Source organism: Streptomyces sp. NPDC031064 (genome assembly GCF_055570965.1).
Map to the genome: position 1 here is coordinate 485,294 of NZ_JBVIGF010000001.1, position 18,724 is coordinate 504,017.

An 18,724-nucleotide genomic window follows, 5' to 3' on the forward strand; every position below is an offset into this window, starting at 1 on the left:
GGAGCTGAGGTTGATGACCGTCGCGGTGGCGTCCCGCCTGACCTTGAACCTCAGCTTCCGGGTTCTCGGCTGACCTGATCTCACCGTCGGCCGGGGCCCGCTCACACAAAGGGTTTCCCACGTTGTCCGACAACGCTCTGTACGACGCCTTCTTCGCCCTGCACCACGGCCTGCCCCGGCAGGGCCCCGGTTCCGACGACACCACCCGTCACCTGCTGTCCCTCGCGGGTCCGCTTCCCGAGCGGCCCCGCGTACTCGACCTGGGCTGCGGCCCCGGCCGGTCCGCGCTGCTGCTGGCCGCTGAGGCCGGTGCGCGCGGCGCGCAGGTGACGGCCGTCGACCTGCACGAGCCGTTCCTGGCCGAGCTGCGGCAGGCCGCCGACGCCCGCGGGCTCGCCGGTTCCGTCCGCACCGTCACGGCCGACATGGCCGAGCTGCCTTACCCCGACGGGTCGTTCGACCTCGTCTGGGCGGAGAGCTCGGCGTACTCGATCGGTTTCGACCGCGCGCTGGACTCCTGGCGCCGGCTCCTCTCCCCCGGCGGGACGCTGGTGGTCACCGAGTGCGAGTGGACGACCGACGAGCCGGGCGTGGAGGCACGGGCCTTCTGGGACCGGCACTACGCGCTGCGCACCACCCGCGCGAACACGGCGGCGGCCGTCGCGGCCGGCTACCACGTGATCGGGACGTACCACCAGCCGGAGAGCGACTGGGACGCGTACTACGGGCCGCTCGGCGCGCGGGCCGACGCGGCCGACCCCGCCGCGCCCGGCATGGCGGAGGCGCTCGCCGCGACGCGCGCGGAGATCGCCCTGCGCCGCGAGCACGGCACGGAGTACGGGTACACCGGCTACGTGCTGCGGCCGGCCGACCCGCGCTGGCGTACGCGCCCGGAGACGGACGCGGACGTCGCCGCCGTACGGGCGGTCAACGCCGCCGCGTTCGGGACGGACACGGAGGCCCGCCTCGTGGACCGGCTCCGCGAGGACCGGTCGGCCTGGCTGCCGGGCCTGTCGTACGTCGCCGAGGCTCCGGACGGCACGGTCGCCGCGTACGCGCTGGTCACCCGGTGCCGGGTGGGTGGTTCCCCGGCCGCCGCGCTGGCGCCGGTCGCGGTGGCGCCCGCGTACCAGCGGCAGGGCGCCGGGCGGGCGGTGGTCCGCGCGGTGCTGGACGCGGCGCGGCTGCGCGGGGAGCGGTTGGTGCTGGTACTCGGTCATCCGGAGTACTACCCGGCATTCGGTTTCGTGCCAGCTTCGCGGTATGGGATCAGGCCGCCCTTCGACGCGCCGGACGAGGCCATGATGGCGCTCGACCTGGACGGTTGCGGGAAGGTGCCGGTGGGCACGATCCACTATCCACCCGCCTTCGGCGTCTGATCCGACATAACGGATGCGGGCCGTCGTGTGCCGACAAGCGGCTTTTGTACGGCAGACTGAGGCGTGCCCCACAGGGCCGAGAACCGAAGCGAAGGATGGTTATGCCGACCACACCAGCCACCGCGGCGAACAGCTCGTCGAACGGAACCGCGCCGTCGATCATGCTCGAACTGGTCGACGAGAACGGCACCACCATCGGCACCGCGGAGAAGCTGGCCGCCCACCAGGCGCCCGGGCAACTGCACCGGGCGTTCTCGGTGTTCCTCTTCGACGAGGAGGGGCGGCTGCTGTTGCAGCGGCGGGCGCTGGGGAAGTACCACTCCCCTGGTGTCTGGTCGAACACGTGCTGCGGGCATCCGTACCCGGGTGAGGCGCCGTTCACGGCGGCCGCCCGGCGCGTCCACGAGGAGCTGGGGGTGTCGCCCTCGCTGATGGCCGAGGCGGGCACGGTCCGCTACAACCATCCCGACCCCGCGTCCGGGCTGGTCGAGCAGGAGTACAACCACCTCTTCGTGGGGATGGTGCAGGCTCCGCTGCGGCCGGATCCGGCGGAGGTGGAGGAGACGGCGTTCGTGACGGCGCGTGAGCTGACCGAGCGGCACGCCGCCGATCCGTTCTCCGCCTGGTTCATGACCGTGCTGGACGCGGCGCGCCCGGCGATCAAGGAGCTGACAGGGGAGACCGGGGGCTGGTGACGGCCGTCCCGTCCGGTCCCTCGGTCACCGGGGGACCGGACGGCACCGGCGGTACGCCGGGCCCCGGCGGCGGCACCGGCACGGGCCCGGCGGGCACGGTGCCCGCGGGCACAGGACCGGCAGGCACGGGCCCGGCGGGCACGGGCGCCAGGCCGGGGTCGGCGGGCACGGGCCCGGCGGGCACGGGCGCCAGGCCGGGGTCGGCGGGCACGGGACCGGCGGGTACGGGACTGCGGCTGGCGCCGGGGCCGGCGGGCACGGGAGGCGCCGAGGGTGCCGGTGGCGCCGTCGGCACGGCAGGGGTGCCCGGCGACGGAGGTACCGGAGGTGCCTGCGGAACCGACGTGGCCACCGGCGTCGGTGGGCCCGGCGGACCGGGAGGCACCCCGGGTCTCAGCGGCAGGGCGGCCCAGATGATCTTGCCGCCGCTCGCGGTGTGCTCGACGTCGCACTCCCCGCCCGCCTCGCGCGTGACCTCCCGCACGAGCAGCAGTCCGCGCCCGCCCGTCCGGCCGTAGTCGGCCTCCAGCGCCTTGGGCCGGTACGGGTGGTTGTCCTCCACCGACACCCGGATCCACTCCGCGCCGATCGCGACCTCGACCGCGAGCTCGGGCGACAGCAGCGCCGCGTGCCGCACGGCGTTGGTCACCAGCTCGGAGACGATCAGCAGCAGCGCGTGGCCGATGTCGTCGTGGACCGGCGCGCCTTGACGTTTCAGCAGATCCCGTACGGCACGCCTGGCCTGCGGTACGGAGACGTCGACCGCGGGAGCGGTGAATCGCCAGACCCCTTCGTACGAGGGGGGTCGGGCCGGGACACTCCCGCGACTCTCCACGGTCCGGTTTGCACCCTCGTGCTCCATTGTCGCCACATCATCGAGTGTTGGTACCGGATGGCCCCAGTCCGGGCCACTGACCAGAACTCAGCAGCTATCGACGGTTTCTGACCGTACGCGCACTCCGGCGTCACGTGTTCGACCGTTCCGGATTGTCTCCGGATAGCATCCGGCACATGGAGCAGCCGGAGCTGGAGCATGCCGTCACGGACGGTGTCGCCACCGTCGTCATCAGCAACCCCGCCAAGCGCAACGCCATGACGGCCGGCATGTGGCGCGCGCTGCCGGAGCTGCTCGCCGCGCTGGCGGCCGACCGGAGTGTCCGGGCACTGGTGCTGACCGGTGCGGGGGCCTCGTTCTGCGCCGGGGCCGACATCTCGGCCTTGCGTGAGCCGGACGACGAGCAGCAGTCGCTCGCGGTGCGGGCCGAGGAGGCGCTGGCCGGCTTCCCCAAGCCGACGCTCGCCGCCGTGCGCGGCTACTGCGTGGGCGGCGGCAGTCAGCTCGCGGCCGCGTGCGACCTGCGGTTCGCCGAGGAGGGCGCGCTGTTCGGCGTCACTCCGGCGAAGCTCGGCATCGTCTACCCCTCGTCCTCCACCCGGCGGCTGGTGTCGCTGGTGGGGCCGGCGACCGCCAAGTACCTGCTGTTCTCGGGCGAGCTGATCGACACGGAACGCGCGCTGCGCACCGGGCTGGTGGACGAGGTGCTGCCGGCGGGCGAACTGGACAAGCGGGTCACCGAGTTCACGCGCGTCCTCGTCTCGCGCTCACGACTGACGCAGGCGGCGGCGAAGGAGTTCGCGGCGGGCCGGACCGACCGGGACGCGTACTGGGCCGAACAGGCACGCGGCAGCGGCGAGCGGGCGGAGGGCGTCGCCGCCTTCCTGGAGCGGCGGGCCCCCCGCTTCACGTACGAGGTGTGACGACAGCCCCTATCGGCCCATGACCGGCGTCTTCCCGGCCTCGGCCCGCCAGAACGCGACGATCTCGGCGGGGGCCTTGTCCGGGGAGCCCGCGTCGTACGGGGGCTGGGGGTCGTACTCGGTCAGGAGCTGGACGGTCTGGGCGTGCCGGTCGCCCGCGATCCTGCCGACCAGGCGCAGGCCCATGTCGATGCCGGACGAGACGCCGGCCGCCGTGACGTACTTGCCGTCGAGGACGACCCGCTCCCCCGTCGGGTCGGCCCCGTGGTCCCTCAGCTCGTCCAGCGACAGCCAGTGGGTGGTGGCGCGGCGGCCCTTGAGGAGGCCGGCGGCGGCCAGGATCAGCGAGCCGGTGCACACCGAGGTGGTCCAGGTGCTGGTGGCGTCGACCGTGCGGAGCCAGGCGAGGGTCTCCTCGTCGCGCGTGACCGGTCCCCAGTCGCCGGTCCCGGGGACGAGGACGATGTCGGGGCGGGTGACCTCGGCGAGGGTGCGGTCGGCGACGAGGGTGAGGTTGCCCTGGTCGTTGCGGACGGGGCCGGTCTCCTTGGCGACGAACACGGTCTCGGCACCGGGGAGGCGGCTGATGATCTCGAAGGGGCCGACGGCGTCGAGGGTGGTGAAGCCGGGGTAGAGGAGGATGGCGATCTGCATGGGTGCTGTCCCTTCAGTGGGTGGGTACGGGCGGCGGCGCGTGGAAGCGGCGCCGGTACTCGGCGGGCGGGGTGCCGAGCGCCTTGAGGAAGGCTCGGCGCATCGCCTCGGGCGTGCCGTAGCCGGACGCGCGGGCGACCTCGTGGACGCCCCGGCCGGTGTCCTCCAGGAGGCGGCGGGCGTGTTCGAGGCGGACGCGCTCGACGTACCGGCCGGGTGTCGTGCCGGTCTCGGCCTGGAAGGCGCGGGCGAAGTGGCGCGGCGAGAGGCGGGCGCGGGCGGCCAGGGCGTCGACGGACAGGTCGGCGGACGGGTGCTCGGAGATGAACTGCTGGACCTCGCGCAGTGGTTCGCGGCGGGCGGTCTGGGCGGCGAGCTGGGCGCTGAATTGGGCCTGGTTGCCGGGGCGGCGGAGGAAGACGACCAGGTGGCGGGCGATGGTGAGCGCCGCGTCGCGGCCGTGGTCCTCCTCGACCAGGGCGAGGGCGAGGTCGATGCCGGCGGTGACCCCGGCGGAGGTGGCGAGGTTCCCGTCCCGTACGAAGATCGGGTCCGGGTCGACCCGCACCTCCGGGTGGGTGCGGGCGAGGTGGTCGCAGAACGCCCAGTGCGTGGTGACGCGCCGGCCGTCGAGCAGGCCCGCCTCGGCGAGGAGGACCGCGCCGGTGCACACCGAGACCAGGCGCTGGGCGCGCGGGGCGTGGACGCGGAGCCAGTCGATCAGGCGCGGGTCGGGTTCGCGGGTGCCGTCGCCGCCGGGGACCAGGAGGGTGTGCGGCGGCTGGGCGTCGGCGAGGGAGGTGTCGGCGGCCAGGCGCAGGCCGCTCTGGGTGCGGACGGGCGCTCCGTCGGGCGAGGCGGTGCGGATCGGGTAGGGGACGGGGGCGCCGCCGAGGTGAGCGGCCCCGGCGAACACCTCCACCGGTCCGGTGACGTCCAGGCTCTGCACGCCGTCGAAGAGGACGACGAGTACGGGTCGCTGCGTCATGCCGTTCATCCTTCGGGGTGGTCCGGGCGGCCGCAATGACGAAGAGCCCACCTTTCCTGCCATCCATGACCCGGCCCCTGGCGACGTACCAACCAGTCGGTAACCTGTGCGGCATGACGACTCTGCCGCCGCGCGCCGGACGCCGCTGCCACAACGCCATCAACCCGCTGCACTCGACGGTGTACTTCTCGCCGGACTTCGCCAAGGAGCTGTCGGCGCTCGGCGTCACAGACTCCAGTGCCGCGTACTTCGCCGGGCGCGCCGCCGCCATGGGCGCGGTCGGGCCTGGGGTCGTGTCGGCGTCGTTCTACAACTTCAACCACGAGCTCGTCGCCCGCCACCTGCCGGCCGTCTGGGACACCGCCGCGCCCGAGGCGGTGCTCGCCGCGCGGCTGCGGGCGGCCGACGCCACGCTGCGGCGCCTGCTCGGCGACGCGGCGGTCGCGTCGGAGGAGATGGCCGAGGCCGCCCGGCTCGCGCTGCGGGCCACCGAGGCGTGCACCCGGCACGCCCGCCCGCTGTACGCCGCCCACGCCGACCTGCCGGTGCCCGAGGAGCCGCACCTCGCGTACTGGCACGCGGCGACGCTGCTGCGCGAGCACCGGGGCGACGGGCACCTGGTCGCGCTGCTGTCCGCCGGGCTGGACCCGCTGGAGGCCCTGGTCAGCCACACGGCGACCGGCAAGGGCATGGCGCCCCGCTGGATCCTCGCCACGCGCGGCTGGCGGCGCGCCGACTGGGACGCGGCGGCCGAGCGGCTGCGCGGGCGCGGACTGCTGGACGCGGAGGGCGGGTTGACCGACGCGGGCGCGGCCCTGAGGTCGGACCTGGAGGACCACACGGACCGCCTGGACGCCGCCCCGTACGAGCACCTCGGCGCGGCCGGCGTCGAGCGGCTCACCGAACTGGGGCGGGGCTTCCTGGGCGCGGCGGTGGCGGCGGGCGCGTTCCCGCAGGACCTGGCGGGCAAGGGCTGAGCCCCCACCGGAACGTTTCGCCGGATACGCGGCGGCAACCCGCAAGGGGCAACCGACAGCACATGGAGGTGCCCCTTGCGTACCATCGCCGACTTCTTCCGCATGATCGGCTCGGCCGTCGCCACCGTCGTCACGCTGCCGTTCCGGCTGCTGGCGCGGCTCTTCGGCGGGGCCTCGCGCGGTGCGGGCAGGGCGCGCCGCGCCTGACGACGGGGCAGGCGGACACGTCGCACGGTGACCCGGCAGAATGCAATCTCAAGCTGGCAGGCACGAGAAGGCGAGTCGGGACACCGTGACGACGTCCATCGAAGGCAGGATCGCCGAGGAGCTCGGCGTACGGGAGCGGCAGGTGAAGGCGGCCGTCGAGCTGCTCGACGGCGGGTCGACCGTGCCGTTCATCGCGCGCTACCGCAAGGAAGCGACCGAGATGCTCGACGACGCGCAGCTCCGCACGCTCGAGGAGCGGCTGCGGTATCTGCGGGAGCTGGAGGACCGGCGGGCCGCCATCCTCGACTCCGTACGCGAGCAGGGCAAACTGACCGGGGAGCTGGAGGCGAGCATCCGGGCCGCCGAGACCAAGGCGCGCCTGGAGGACATCTACCTGCCGTTCAAGCCGAAGCGGCGCACCAAGGCGCAGATCGCCCGCGAGGCCGGGCTGGAGCCGCTGGCCGACGGGCTGCTCGGCGACCCGTCGGTGGAGCCGCTCGCCGCGGCCGCCGCGTTCGTCGACGCCGACAAGGGCGTCGCGGACCCGGCCGCCGCGCTGGAGGGCGCCCGCGCCATCCTCACCGAGCGGTTCTCCGAGGACGCCGACCTGATCGGCGAGCTGCGCGAACGGATGTGGACGCGCGGGCGGCTGGCGGCCAGGGTCCGGGAGGGCAAGGAGGAGGCGGGCGCGAAGTTCGCCGACTACTTCGACTTCGCCGAACCGTTCACCGAGCTGCCCTCGCACCGGGTGCTCGCGATGCTGCGCGGCGAGAAGGAGGAGGTCCTGGACCTCGTCCTGGAGCCGGAGGAGCCGGTCGAGGGCCCTTCGTCGTACGAGGGCATCATCGCCTCCCGGTTCGGGATCTCCCAGCAGGGCCGTCCCGGCGACAAGTGGCTCGGTGAGACCGTCCGCTGGGCGTGGCGCACCCGCGTCCTCGTCCACCTGGGCATCGACCTGCGGCTGCGGCTGCGGACGGCGGCGGAGGACGAGGCGGTACGGGTCTTCGCCGCGAACCTGCGTGACCTGCTGCTCGCGGCGCCCGCCGGGACGCGCGCGACGCTCGGCCTCGACCCCGGTTTCCGTACCGGTGTGAAGGTCGCCGTCGTGGACGCGACCGGCAAGGTCGTCGCCACCGACACGATCTATCCGCACGTCCCGGCCAACAAGTGGGACCAGTCGCTGGCCACCCTGGCGCGGCTGGCGAAGCAGCACGCGGTCGAGCTGGTCGCCATCGGCAACGGCACCGCCTCGCGCGAGACCGACAAGCTCGCCGGTGAGCTGATCGCCAAGCACCCGGAGCTGAAGCTCACCAAGGTGATGGTGTCGGAGGCGGGCGCGTCGGTGTACTCGGCGTCCGCGTTCGCCTCGCAGGAACTGCCGGACCTCGACGTCTCGCTGCGCGGCGCCGTCTCCATCGCGCGCCGGCTCCAGGACCCGCTCGCCGAACTGGTGAAGATCGACCCCAAGTCGATCGGTGTCGGCCAGTACCAGCACGACCTGTCCGAGGTGAAGCTGTCGCGCTCGCTGGACGCGGTCGTCGAGGACTGTGTGAACGGTGTCGGGGTCGACGTCAACACCGCGTCGGCGCCCCTGCTGTCGCGCGTGTCCGGCATCGGCGCGGGCCTGGCGGAGAACATCGTGGCGCACCGGGACGCCAACGGCCCCTTCCGGTCGCGCAAGGCGCTCAAGGAGGTGCCGCGCCTCGGCCCGAAGGCGTACGAGCAGTGCGCGGGCTTCCTGCGCATCCGGGGCGGCGACGACCCGCTGGACGCCTCCAGCGTGCACCCCGAGGCGTACCCGGTGGTGCGGCGGATGGTGAAGACGACGGGCGGCGAGGTCGCCTCGCTGATCGGCAACACCTCGGTGCTGCGGTCGCTGCGGCCGGACGACTTCGTGGACGACACCTTCGGTCTGCCGACCGTCACCGACATCCTGCGCGAGCTGGAGAAGCCGGGTCGTGACCCCCGTCCCGCGTTCAAGACGGCCACCTTCAAGGAGGGTGTCGAGAAGATCGGCGACCTGGAGTCCGGGATGGTGCTGGAGGGCGTCGTCACGAACGTGGCCGCCTTCGGTGCCTTCGTGGACGTCGGTGTCCACCAGGACGGGCTCGTCCACGTGTCGGCGATGTCCCGGAACTTCGTCAAGGACCCGCGCGAGGTGGTCAAGCCGGGCGACGTGGTGAAGGTGAAGGTGCTGGACGTCGACATCCCGCGCAAGCGGATCTCGCTGACGCTGCGCCTGGACGACGAGACGTCCGCCGCGGACGGGGCGTCGCCGAAGCGGGAACGGGGCGGCCGCCCGCCACAGCAGCGGCAGGCCGGCGGCGGCGGCCGTGGTGACCGGCGCGGTGGTGGCGGCGGTGGCGGCTCGCGGGGCGGCGGGCGCCCGTCACAGGCCCCCGCGCCCGCCAACAGCGCCATGGCCGACGCCCTCCGCAAGGCGGGCCTGCTGGGCGGCGGAAGCGGCGGCGGGAAGGGCCGCCGCTGAGGCGACGTGACGTGAGGGGGCCGGCCCCGGGGGTTCCCCGGGGCCGGCCCCTCAGTACTCGGTCACCTTGCCGTCGGCCACCTCGACGCGGCGCGTGGTGCGGACCGCGTCCAGCATGCGCCGGTCGTGGGTGACCAGGAGCAGGGTTCCTGTGTACGTGTCGAGGGCGGACTCGAGCTGCTCGATGGCCGGGAGGTCCAGGTGGTTGGTCGGCTCGTCCAGGACCAGGAGGTTCACGCCACGGCCCTGGAGCAGGGCGAGGGCGGCACGGGTGCGTTCGCCGGGTGAGAGGGACGTCGCGGAGCGCGTCACGTGGTGGGCCTTGAGGCCGAACTTGGCGAGCAGGGTGCGTACGTCGGCCGGCTCGGTGTCGGGTACGGCCGCGCAGAAGGCGTCCAGCAGGGATTCCTGCCCGTGGAAGAGCCGGCGGGCCTGGTCGACCTCCCCGACGACGACGCCCGAGCCGAGCGACGCGTGCCCGGCGTCCAGCGGGAGGCGGCCGAGGAGCGCGGCCAGCAGGGTCGACTTGCCCGCGCCGTTGGCGCCGGTGATGGCGACCCGGTCGGCCCAGTCGATCTGGAGTGAGGCGGGGCCGAAGCGGAAGTCGCCGCGGACGGCCTCGGCGTCGCGCAGGGTCGCCACGACGGCGCCGGAGCGCGGAGCGGCGGCGATCTCCATCCGCAGCTCCCACTCCTTGCGGGGCTCCTCGACGACGTCGAGCCGCTCGATCATGCGCTGGGTCTGCCGGGCCTTGGCGGCCTGCTTCTCGCTCGCCTCGCTGCGGAACTTGCGGCCGATCTTGTCGTTGTCGTTGCCGGCCTTGCGGCGGGCGTTCTTGACGCCCTTGTCCATCCAGGAGCGCTGCATCTGGGCGCGGCCTTCGAGGGCGGCCTTCTTGTCGGCGTACTCCTCGTACTCCTCGCGGGCGTGCCGGCGGGCGGTCTCCCGCTCGTCCAGGTACGCCTCGTAACCGCCGCCGTAGAGCCGGATCTGCTGCTGCGCCAGGTCCAGTTCGAGGACCTTCGTCACGGTTCGGGCGAGGAACTCGCGGTCGTGGCTGATGACGACCGTCCCGGCGCGCAGGCCCTGGACGAAGCGTTCCAGACGCTCCAGGCCGTCCAAGTCGAGGTCGTTGGTCGGCTCGTCGAGCAGGAACACGTCGTAGCGGGACAGGAGCAGGGAGGCGAGCCCCGCGCGGGCGGCCTGGCCGCCGGACAGGGACGTCATCGGCCGGTCGAGCCCGACGGTCAGGCCAAGCGAATCGGCCACCTCCTCGGCGCGCTCGTCGAGGTCGGCGCCGCCGAGGTTGAGCCAGCGCTCCAGGGCGGTGGCGTACGCGTCGTCGGCGCCGGGCGCGCCGTCGACCAGGCCTTGCGTGGCCTCGTCCATCGCGGCCTGGGCGGCGGCCACCCCGGTACGGCGGGCGAGGAAGCCGCGCACGGTCTCGCCCTCGCGGCGCTCCGGCTCCTGCGGGAGGTGGCCGACGGTGGCGGTGGGCGGCGAGAGGCGCAGCTCCCCGTGCTCGGGCGTGTCGAGCCCGGCGAGGAGCCGGAGCAGGGTGGACTTGCCGGCGCCGTTCACGCCGACGAGGCCGATCACGTCGCCGGGTGCGACGACGAGGTCGAGGCCGGAGAAGAGGGAGCGTTCGCCGTGGCCGGCGGCGAGGTCCTTGGCGACGAGGGTGGCAGTCATCAGGGGGCCGATCCTAGGCGGTCACCGCCGTGACGAGCACGCCGCCCATGGTGCGGGCGACCAGGTACGACCGTCCCCTGACCGTCCGGGCGCCCAGCGGTATCCGGTGCGCGCCCGGCTCCAGTAAGCCGTCGAACAGCTCCTGGGTGCGGACGCGGTGCAGGCGGTCCAGCCGGTACGCCACGACCTGGACGCGGCACGTGGAGCTGACCTCCACCGTCGCGCCGCCGCCGGTCACCGCCAGGCCGGTCAGGCGTCTGCGGTCCGGCGGCGTGCGGTCCAGGGCCTGTTCGATCTGCGCGACAAGCAGCGGGATGACGGGCGCGAGCCCCTCGACGTACGCGACGTCCGCGTCCGCCCGGTCGAACGCCTCCCTCACCGCCGTACGCCGCTCCTCCCCCACCGCCCGGCCGAACGCCACCGCCCCGTACGCCCGCAGCTCCTCGGGCGGTACGGCGACGGCGTCCTCGGCGACGTCGGCACCGATCCCGATGGTGCGCAGCGCGGCGGCGAGCCTGGCGAGGACGGCGACGCGGGCGCCGATCAGCAGGACGCGGCGGCGGGCGGGAGCGCTCGGGAGGAGCCGCTCCAGCTCGGTGCGGTACTGGTCACCACGGAAGCGGAACGGGCCTATGCCGTGGTAGCCGTTGAGCTCCAGGTCGGCGCACTCGTCCGTCTGCCAGGCGAAGTCCCGCCAGACGACGTCGTCGCCGTCCCGCTCGATCACGGCCGTGACCGCGCCGCATCCGAGGCTCTCGCACTCGGGGCAGCCGTAGATCACGTACCTGCCGTCGGGGAGGGGCGCTTCGGCGTCCAGCATCATGCGGCGCACGTGGTCCGTGAAGATGGCGGGCGGTACGTCCGAGGCGAGAGGGGACACGGCGTCGAGGTCGGAGAGCTGGTGGAGGAGTGGACGGCCGTCGACGACGAAGTCGAGGAAGTCGCGGTGCGCCTGATACACGCCCTTGGTGAGAACGCCGCCGGCCCTGATCGCGGGCGCGAGGGCGAAGGACGCGTACGCGTACGCGTGGTCGCGCGCCGGCTCGCGCACCGCGTCGCGCGCTTGGGCGCGGTGCCGCGTGGGTTGCGGCGCGGGGTCCTGGGCGGGTTCCAGCGCGGGTTCCTGGGTGGGTTCTTGGGGACGGCCCCGGGCGGGTCGCGACGCGGGGTCCGGCGCGGGGTCCGGCGCGGGGTCCTGTGTGGGTTCTTGGGCGCGGTCCTGGGTGGGTTCTTGGGCGGGTTCCAGCGCGGGGTCCTGGGTGGGCTCCTGGGCGCGGTCCTGGGCGGGGTCCTGGGCGCGGCCCGAGGCAGGGTCCTGGGCGCGTGCTCGGTCGTGCTCGTGCTCGGGAGGCATGCCGGGTGTATTCCCGCCCGGCGCCCCTCCGCTACCGTCCCGGCATGAGCGGTGACGTGATCGTGGTGGGCGGCGGGGTCATCGGGCTGACGACGGCCCTCACCCTGGCGGAGCGCGGCCTGCGCGTGCGCGTGTGGACGCGTGACGCGCCGGGCGACACCACCTCGGCGGTGGCGGGCGCGCTGTGGTGGCCGTACCGCATCGAGCCGGTGGAACGGGTCGGCGACTGGGCGCTGGCGTCGCTACGCGTGTACGAGCGGCTCGCCGGCGAACCGGAGTCGACCGGCGTACGCATGGTGGCGGGTGTCCACGCGGACACGGAGCTGAGCGCGCTCGGTACGTGGGCGGGCGAGGTGCCGGGGCTGCGGCAGCTCCCGTCGGGTGGTCTGGCCGCCCGGCTGCCGCTGATCGACATGCCGGTCCACCTGGCGTGGCTGCGGGCACGGCTGGAGGCGGCGGGCGGGGTCGTCGAGACCCGGGCGGTGTCGTCCTTCGCGGAGGCGCCGGCCCGGGCGGTGGTCAACTGCGCGGGGCTGGGCGCGCGGCACCTCGTACCGGACCCCGGTGTGCGGCCGGTGCGCGGCCAGCTCGTCCTGGTGGAGAACCCGGGCGTGGCGGAGTGGTTCGTCGCGGCGGACGCCTCGGCGAGCACCGCGACGTACTTCTTCCCGCAGCCGGGCCGGCTGGTCCTGGGCGGTACGGCGGAGGAGGACGACTGGCGTACCGAACCGGACGCGGGGACGGCCGCCGCGATCGTGGCGCGGTGCGCGCGCGTCCGCCCCGAGATCGGCCGCGCCCGTGTGCTGGGGCACCGCGCGGGGCTCCGCCCGGTGCGCCCGGCAGGCGTCCGGCTCGGTGCGGAACCCTTGCCGGGCGGCGGCGTGCTGGTCCACAACTACGGCCACGGCGGCGCGGGCGTGACCGTCGCGTGGGGCTGCGCGGAGGAGGCGGCGCGAGTGGTGGCCGAAGCCGGCGGGGGTGCGTGACGCCCCGTGGGTCACGCGGTGCCCCGGCCGGCCCGGCGCGGTGGCGTGCCGTGGGGGCCCGCGGACGCCCCCTTGCGGGCAAGGCGCGCGCGGACGCCGGCAGCGCGGTGCCTGCCGTGCGTCCGGTGTCGGCCCGGCGCGGTGGCGTGCCGTTCGGCGGCGACCGCATCGCTCCGGCCGGCTACGCCTCGCGGCGCGAAGCCGCCGCGCCCCCACGACCGCGAACGGCCCGGTTGGTCAGGAGGGTTCGTCCCTGTCGCGGTCCCGGTCCTTGTCGCGTTCCTCGTCCTGGGCCGGGCCGATGCGGATCTCGAACTCGCCCGCGTACTTCTCGTGGCCCGCGATCACGGCCTCCTCCACGGCCTCCTCGGCGAGTTCGCCACGGACGATCAGCGGGTCCTGGCGGAGGTCGCGCATGAGGGAGAGGCACATGCCGACCATCACCAGGACGAACGGCGCCGCGACGAGGATCGTCAGGTGTTGCAGGCCCGCGAGGGCGTCGCCCTTGCCCTCGCCGACGAGCAGCATCACGGCCGCCACGCCACCGGTCACCACGCCCCAGAAGATCACGACGAACCGGGCGGGTTCGAAGGTGCCCTTCTGGGAGAGGGTGCCCATCACGATGGAGGCGGCGTCGGCACCGGAGATGAAGAAGATGCCGACCAGGATCATCACGAGCAGGCTCATGACCCCGGCGATCGGGAACTCCTGGAGCACGCCGAAGAGCTGGGCCTCCGGCGTGGTCGCGCCCCCGAGGTCGCCGCGCTCCCTCAGGTGCATGGACGTACCACCGAAGATGGCGAACCAGATGAGGCTCACGGTGCTCGGTACGAGGATGACGCCGCCGACGAACTGACGGATCGTCCGGCCCCGGCTGATGCGGGCGATGAACATGCCGACGAACGGCGTCCAGGAGATCCACCACGCCCAGTAGAAGACCGTCCAGCTACTCAGCCAGTCGGCGACGTCACCGCCGCCGGTGGCCGCCTCGGTGCGGCCGGCCAACTGCCACAGCTCGTCGAAGTAGGAGGCGAGGGAGGTGGGGATCAGGTCGAGGACCAGGATGGTGGGGCCCGCGATGAAGACGAAGACGGCGAGGACGACGGCCAGCACCATGTTGGTGTTGGAGAGCCACTGGATGCCCCGCTCGACACCCGAGACGGCGGAGAAGACGAAGCACACGGTCAGCACGCCGATGATGCTGACGAGCAGTCCGGTACCGGCCCTGTCCAGCCACCCCACCTCGTGCATCCCGCTGCCGATCTGGAGCGCGCCCAGGCCCAGGGAGGTGGCGGAGCCGAAGAGCGTGGCGAAGATCGCCAGGATGTCGATCACCCGGCCGGGTACGCCGTCGGCGTGCTTCTTGCCGATCAGCGGCTCGAAGACGGCACTGATCGTCTGCCGCCTCCGGCGCCGGAAGGTGCTGTACGCGATGGCCAGGCCGACCACCGCGTAGATCGCCCAGGGGTGCAGGGTCCAGTGGAAGAGCGTGGTGGCGAGCGCCGTCTGCATGGCGTCCGCCGAGTCGGCGGGGTCCGTGCCCGGTGGTGGGGTGGTGTAGTGCGCGAGGGGTTCGCTGACGCCGTAGAACATCAGACCGATGCCCATGCCGGCGCTGAACATCATGGCGACCCAGGAGACGGTGCTGAACTCGGGCTCCTCGTGCTCCTGGCCCAGCTCGATGCGTCCGTACCGGCTGATGGCGAGCCAGAGCGCGAAGACGACGAAGCCCGAGGCGGCCAGGACGAACGCCCAGCCGCCGTTGTGCATCAGGCCGTTCAGCATGGAGTCGGAGACGCTCTCCAGCGACTTGGTGGCGGAGGCGCCCCAGATCACGAAGGCCAGGGTGAGCACCGCCGTCACGCCGAAGACCAGGCGGTCGGTGACGGGCGGCTTGTCCTCGTGCGGGTGGCGGCCGGGGAGGGCCGCCTTCACCGGCAGCCGCATCCGTTGCCCCGGTTTGCGTTGCTCCTGAGACACAGGCGGCACCTTTCGCGATCATGGCCTGATTCCGCTCTTACTACCCCCTACCACGCCAGGCACACCTGTTTCGGTATCAACAGGCGTCGACCGGTGCCCCATCTGTGAGGTGATAGGCCGCCCGTGTGTCCAGGAGCAGCGGTACGAGGGCGCGCTGCGACTGCCGCAGGGGTACGAGGGCGCCGTCGCCGTCCACGCGGGCGACCACGCCGTGCAGCGCCAGTTCGTCCTTGACGTCGTCGTACTGAGCGGGTGTCAGGCGGTAGCCGCAGGGCGGGTCCTGGAGGGTTTCGGCGGGCTCCGGCGGGTCGTTGTCGGCGCCGCCCAGGTGGACCGGGCCACGGTCGCGCAGGCCTTCGAGCCGGGCGGTGGTGGTGGCCGCCTCGATGGTGCCGCGCCGGTCGCCGACGTACCCGAACAGCCCGTCGAGGGCGGCGAGCTGGCTGTGGACGCGGCGCCGGTTGTTGAGGGCCGGGTCCTTCTTCTCCTCGTCCGTGAGGGCGTCGACGCGGGTCTCGACGAGGAGGCCCACGGAGTGCTTGACGCCCGCCGTGTTGCGGAGGATGCGTTCCTGGCCGTCGCCCGCGACCTGCTTGACCGGCTCCCCGGTGACGGGGTCGGTCCAGATGCCGTAGACGCCGCTGTCGAAACCGGCCCGTTCGGCGGCGGGGCGGACGTACGACTCGGACAGGGTGTGCGCCTCGTCGTGGACGTGCTCGTCGGTGTTGGGGTTGCGCGGCCAGAGGGCGAGGAGGTCCTTGTCGTAGTAGGGCGGGGTGGCGCCGTACTCGTGGAGGTCGTAGACGACGTCGGGCCGGTGGTCGCGGATCACGGCGGCCAGGGCGCGGCCCTCGGCGGTCCTGAGGGCGATGTGGTCGCGGTTGATGTCGACGCCGTCGGCGTTGCCCCGGGTGTCGGCTGCGCGGCCGTCGGGATTGGCGGTGGGGACGACGAGGACGGTCGTCCGGGCCAGGAAACGGAGGGTTTCGCGGTCGTCGGCGTACGCGAGGTCGCGGACGGTCGACAGGCAGGCCTCGCGGCCGGACGGTTCGTCGCCGTGCTGGCTGCAGATGAGGAGCACGGTGTTGGTGGTGGGTGCGGTGGAGACGCGGACGAGTTGGAGGGGCCGGCCCTGCCGGGTGGTGCCGATCCGGGTCGTCGACACGCGGTCGCTCGCCCGGTCGACGGCGGTGAGGAATCGTTGCTCCTCGGGCTCGCTGGTCCAGCGGGCGCCGTCGCTGGTCTCGAAGCCGGTGCGGGGCGGCGGGGCGGGCGAGGCCTGGGCGGGGGCGGTGATCAGCAGGAGGGCGAGTGCGGCGGCGGTGACGGTCACGGCGAGGGCGCGGACGCGTGCGGTATGCGGGGCGCGCGGGGCTCGTGCGGTACGCGGGATTCGTACGGCTCGTGCGGCTCGGGCGGCTCGGGCCGTGCGTCGTGCGGCGCGTGGGGTCATCGGGTGCTGCCTCCGGGGATCGGCGGGACGGGGCGCGGGGCGGTGACGCCGGCCTGCGGGGCGGTGCGCGGGGCAGCCGGGTGCACGGTACCGGTGGTGGCGCGGAGGAAGGCGGGGGCGCCGCCGACGAGCGGGAGGCCGGCGGAGGTGCGGGTGAGGTCGAGAGTGAGGGTGGGCCTCGTGCCCGGAGGGTCGATGAGGTACTGGTCGGTGCCCGCGACGATGAGGGCGAGGCGGTGGCCGGCCGGGACGACGTGGTCGGTGGCGGCGAGGTCCAGGGTGATGGTGTGGGCCTTGCCGGGGGTGAGGGGACGGCCCTGGTGCGCGTCGGCCCAGTTGCCGAGGTCGGCCCAGCCCCGGCTGAAGACGGTGAAGCCGACGTCGGTGGTCTTGGCCTTCGTCTCCTTGAAGCAGGCGCTGTCGCCGGTGGTGCTCGCGCCCCAGCAGGTTCGTTCGGTGAGGGTCGTGATGCCTTCGCCGGCGGCGCCGTAGTCGCGGATGGTGTCGGGGCCGAGGTCGACGAGGACCGCCGTCAGGTGCGCGCTGGTGGTGTTCGGGGTCGCGGTGACGGTGACCGTGGAGGAGCCCGAGAGCCGCAGGTCGCGGGTGAGGGGCCGGGAGATGAAGCCCGCCTTGGCCGGCGTGGAGGCGTCGATGTGCGCCGCCCAGTCGAGCTCGTCCAGGCTCGGGTCGTCGGTGAACGTCTCCGTCGCGCCGGGCCGGGCCGGGGCGAGACCGAGGGTGCCCACGCCGGGCGCCTTGCCCGTGCCGGGGCGGAGCGTGGTGGTGGCGGTGGCGCGCGGCGGCCAGACGCGGTCGGTGGACCACCGGTCGGGGGCGCGCTCGATGTCGGCCATCGGTTCGCGGTCGATGCCGTTGTCGTAGCCGAGCAGGTAGTGGTCGAACCAGCGGTGCAGGGTGCGCACCCAGTCGGCCCGGCGGAAGTCGAAGGGGTCGACGTGCCCGGTCTGGGAGAGCCAGATCTTGCGCTCCACACCGTGCGCGGCGAGGGCGTCCCACCACTGGCCGAAGTGCTTGGCGCGGACGTTGAGGTCCTGCTGCCCGTGGACGACGAAGACGCTGGCCTTCACCTTGTGGGCGTCCTTGACGTAGTCGCGTTCCTCCCACAGCGGCGTCCAGTCGCCGGTGCGCGGCGCGTCGTCGACGAGGCGCTGCTGGACGTGGGCGCAGCGGGCGCGGGCGTCGGGGCTGCTGACGTAGCGGCCGAGCCAGTCGGGGCCGGAGTCGTACAGGGGGGCGCCCTTGGCGAAGTAGTAGTCGTACCAGGAGGAGATGGCGCCGATCGGGACGATGGTCTTCAGGCCCTCGACGCCGGTGGCGGCGACCCCGTTGGCGACCGTGCCGTCCCAGCTCTTGCCGATCATGCCGGTGTCACCGGTGGACCAGCCGGTCGCACGGGCGCGTTCGGTGCCGGTACGGGTGGTGTAGCCGTGGCCCCGGCCGTTCAGCCAGTCGACGACGGCCTTTGCGGACTGGATGTCGGAGCGGCCGCCGACGTCGTTGCAACCGTCCGAGCGGCTGGTTCCGGCCAGATCGACGGCGACGAAGGCGTAGCCGCGCGGCACGAAGTAGTTGTCGTAGTACAGCGGGAACTGGACGGGGTTGCCGTCCGCGTCGTACGTCTTCTTCTGGCTCTCGTTGCCGCGCCCGCAGCAGGCGTAGTAGGGGCTGGCGTCCATGATCACGGGGACCTTGCGGCCGCGCTGCGCGACCTCGCGTGGCCGGACGATGTCGACGGCGACCCGGTCGGTCCGGCCGTCGCGGTCGCCGTCGAGGCCGGTGTCGACCCAGACGGACTCGCGGACGGCGTTGTCGTACGAGTAGATCGGTCGGGACTCGCGGGCGGGGGCGCTGGTCGCGCTCGCCTGCGGCACCAGAGCGGCCATCAGGGCGGCTGTGGCCGCGCCCACGAGCGCTCTGCTCGGCATGGGGGTTCTCCGCACACGTATCGGCATGGCAGCGGAAGGTACACGGGTCAACTCCCGTACGACAGAGGGCAGTACGGGGAGGAATGCGGCAACTGGGCCGACGCGGACGATGGTCGTTCATGTCGGCCAAATGGCGATCGTGTGACAGGTGGGGCCATGGACAT

14 protein-coding genes and 1 pseudogene are annotated in these 18,724 nt (G+C 73.5%); 7 read left to right on the top strand and 8 right to left on the bottom strand.

The genetic code is table 11. The features are described from left to right. The first annotated feature begins 122 nt into the window (after window positions 1-122). Window positions 123-1,379, top strand: coding sequence for a GNAT family N-acetyltransferase (locus tag ACZ46W_RS02025; protein ID WP_468329818.1), 1,257 nt, complete (start codon window positions 123-125; stop codon window positions 1,377-1,379). 101 nt (window positions 1,380-1,480) lie between these two features. Then, window positions 1,481-2,074: an isopentenyl-diphosphate Delta-isomerase gene (idi, locus tag ACZ46W_RS02030; protein WP_468329821.1), complete on the top strand. Its 594-nt coding sequence runs from the start codon at window positions 1,481-1,483 to the stop codon at window positions 2,072-2,074. A 388-nt stretch (window positions 2,075-2,462) separates the two neighbouring features. On the opposite strand, the pseudogene ACZ46W_RS02035 reads toward idi, so the two are convergent. Then, window positions 2,463-2,909: pseudogene (locus ACZ46W_RS02035) on the bottom strand (ATP-binding protein); the annotation flags it as partial. A 176-nt stretch (window positions 2,910-3,085) separates the two neighbouring features. On the opposite strand from ACZ46W_RS02035, the gene ACZ46W_RS02040 reads away from it, so the two are divergent. Continuing rightward, window positions 3,086-3,832: an enoyl-CoA hydratase/isomerase family protein gene (locus tag ACZ46W_RS02040; RefSeq protein WP_468329824.1), complete on the top strand. Its 747-nt coding sequence runs from the start codon at window positions 3,086-3,088 to the stop codon at window positions 3,830-3,832. Window positions 3,833-3,841: 9 nt separating this feature from the next. Here the strand turns inward: ACZ46W_RS02040 and ACZ46W_RS02045 are convergent, their stop codons facing one another. Further along, entirely contained in the window at window positions 3,842-4,486 is a 645-nt protein-coding gene (locus ACZ46W_RS02045) for a DJ-1/PfpI family protein (RefSeq protein ID WP_468329827.1), read from the bottom strand. Window positions 4,487-4,499: 13 nt separating this feature from the next. Beyond that, window positions 4,500-5,474, bottom strand: coding sequence for a GlxA family transcriptional regulator (locus tag ACZ46W_RS02050; protein ID WP_468329830.1), 975 nt, complete (start codon window positions 5,472-5,474; stop codon window positions 4,500-4,502). A 113-nt stretch (window positions 5,475-5,587) separates the two neighbouring features. Between ACZ46W_RS02050 and ACZ46W_RS02055 the strand changes: the two genes are divergently transcribed. The 3 genes from ACZ46W_RS02055 to ACZ46W_RS02065 all read left to right on the top strand — a co-directional run bounded on the left by ACZ46W_RS02055 (window position 5,588) and on the right by ACZ46W_RS02065 (window position 9,146). Further along, on the top strand, window positions 5,588-6,451 hold the full coding sequence (locus ACZ46W_RS02055) for an SCO6745 family protein (protein WP_468329833.1): 864 nt from the start codon (window positions 5,588-5,590) through the stop codon (window positions 6,449-6,451). A gap of 75 nt (window positions 6,452-6,526) precedes the next feature. Further along, window positions 6,527-6,658, top strand: a complete 132-nt coding sequence (locus ACZ46W_RS02060; protein ID WP_468329836.1) for an LPFR motif small protein — start codon at window positions 6,527-6,529, stop codon at window positions 6,656-6,658. Between the two features lie 85 nt (window positions 6,659-6,743). Continuing rightward, complete coding sequence (locus ACZ46W_RS02065) at window positions 6,744-9,146, top strand: Tex family protein (RefSeq protein ID WP_468329839.1); 2,403 nt, start codon at window positions 6,744-6,746, stop codon at window positions 9,144-9,146. Between the two features lie 51 nt (window positions 9,147-9,197). On the opposite strand, the gene ACZ46W_RS02070 is transcribed toward ACZ46W_RS02065, so the two are convergent. Then, entirely contained in the window at window positions 9,198-10,838 is a 1,641-nt protein-coding gene (locus ACZ46W_RS02070; RefSeq protein WP_468329842.1) for an ABC-F family ATP-binding cassette domain-containing protein, read from the bottom strand. A gap of 13 nt (window positions 10,839-10,851) precedes the next feature. After that, on the bottom strand, window positions 10,852-11,889 hold the full coding sequence (locus ACZ46W_RS02075; protein WP_468332374.1) for an oxidoreductase: 1,038 nt from the start codon (window positions 11,887-11,889) through the stop codon (window positions 10,852-10,854). Between the two features lie 347 nt (window positions 11,890-12,236). Between ACZ46W_RS02075 and ACZ46W_RS02080 the strand changes: the two genes are divergently transcribed. Then, complete coding sequence (locus ACZ46W_RS02080) at window positions 12,237-13,178, top strand: FAD-dependent oxidoreductase (protein WP_468329845.1); 942 nt, start codon at window positions 12,237-12,239, stop codon at window positions 13,176-13,178. A 237-nt stretch (window positions 13,179-13,415) separates the two neighbouring features. Here ACZ46W_RS02080 and ACZ46W_RS02085 read toward each other — a convergent pair whose 3' ends face one another. The 3 genes from ACZ46W_RS02085 to ACZ46W_RS02095 form a co-directional block, all read right to left on the bottom strand. Then, window positions 13,416-15,125: a BCCT family transporter gene (locus ACZ46W_RS02085; protein ID WP_468332377.1), complete on the bottom strand. Its 1,710-nt coding sequence runs from the start codon at window positions 15,123-15,125 to the stop codon at window positions 13,416-13,418. A 109-nt stretch (window positions 15,126-15,234) separates the two neighbouring features. Next, the gene (locus ACZ46W_RS02090; protein WP_468329848.1) at window positions 15,235-16,611 is read right to left on the bottom strand and encodes a M14 family metallopeptidase; all 1,377 of its coding nucleotides are present in this window, start codon (window positions 16,609-16,611) and stop codon (window positions 15,235-15,237) included. Beyond that, complete coding sequence (locus ACZ46W_RS02095) at window positions 16,608-18,587, bottom strand: Xaa-Pro dipeptidyl-peptidase (protein ID WP_468329851.1); 1,980 nt, start codon at window positions 18,585-18,587, stop codon at window positions 16,608-16,610. Before ACZ46W_RS02095 ends, ACZ46W_RS02090 begins: the two co-directional genes overlap by 4 nt. Window positions 18,588-18,724: the final 137 nt, after the last annotated feature.